Origin of the sequence: Enterobacter cloacae complex sp. GF14B, assembly GCF_004136805.1 — a bacterium.
GTDB lineage: Bacteria > Pseudomonadota > Gammaproteobacteria > Enterobacterales > Enterobacteriaceae > Enterobacter > Enterobacter hormaechei_C.
Map to the genome: position 1 here is coordinate 1 of NZ_QFRV01000328.1, position 1,048 is coordinate 1,048.

Annotated in this window: 2 protein-coding genes; both read left to right on the forward strand. The window is 62.9% G+C overall.

Features of this window, described 5'->3' with window-relative positions; all coding sequences use genetic code 11:
• Window positions 1-601, forward strand: a 601-nt coding sequence (locus DD606_RS25500) for an ATP-binding cassette domain-containing protein (RefSeq protein ID WP_139158398.1), incomplete at its 5' end; no start/stop codon positions are given.
• Window positions 588-1,048: ABC transporter ATP-binding protein (locus tag DD606_RS25505; RefSeq protein WP_129259525.1), on the forward strand; the 461-nt coding region annotated here is incomplete at its 3' end. The genes DD606_RS25500 and DD606_RS25505, both read left to right, overlap by 14 nt.

A 1,048-nucleotide genomic window follows, 5' to 3' on the forward strand; every position in this document is an offset into this window, starting at 1 on the left:
CTGGCAGGCGCTGCGCGGCAACGGCATAGCGATGGTTCTACAGGACCCGCGCTACGCGCTAAACCCGGTGAAAACCGTCGCCGCCCAGCTTGATGAGGCGCTGACCCTCCATCAGCGCCTGCCCCGCGCCGAACGACTGGCGCGCATTCACGATATTATCCGCGCCGTGGGGCTGAACGAGCACGTGCTCCAGCGCTATCCCGGCGAACTTTCCGGAGGCATGGGCCAGCGGGTGATGATTGCGATGGCGCTGATCAACAACCCGCAGGTGCTGATTGCCGACGAACCGACCTCCGCGCTGGACGCCCGCCTGCGCAACCAGATCCTCGAGCTGCTGGTGCAGCAGTGCGAAGAACGCCAGATGGCGATGCTGCTCATCAGCCACGATCTGCCGCTGGTGGCGGAGCACTGCGACCGCGTGCTGGTAATGTATCAGGGTGAGAACGTTGATGAAATGGCGGCGAGCCAGTTGCCGCAGGCAACCCATCCCTACACGCGCACGCTCTGGACCTGCCGCCCGAACGCCGGGACGTTTGGCAAGATGCTGCCGACGCTCGACCGTTCGCAACCGTGGAAGGAGGACGACAATGGCACTCGTTGAGGTTAACCAGCTCCGGGTGAGTTTTGGTGAAAAAACGGCGGTTTCCGCCGCCAGTTTTGCCATCGAAAAAGGTGAAACCTTCAGCCTGATCGGTGAATCCGGCTGCGGCAAATCGACTCTTCTGCGCGTGCTGGCGGGGCTGCTGCGCGAGTGGAATGGCCACATTTCCGTCCTCGGGGAAAATTTACGGCCAGGACGACGTTTTGAAGGCGCGCTTCGCCGCAACGTGCAGATGGTGTTCCAGGATCCGTGGGCGTCTTTGCACCCGAACCACACCATTGCCCGCACCCTGTCGGAGCCGTTAAACATCCACGGCGAAAGCCAGGTTGCCGAAAAAGTGGCGGATGCGCTGCAACAGGTAGGTCTGGCTGCCGATGCGGGCAGGCGTTACCCGCATCAGCTTTCCGGCGGACAGCGTCAGCGCGTGGCCATTGCCCGCGCGCTGCT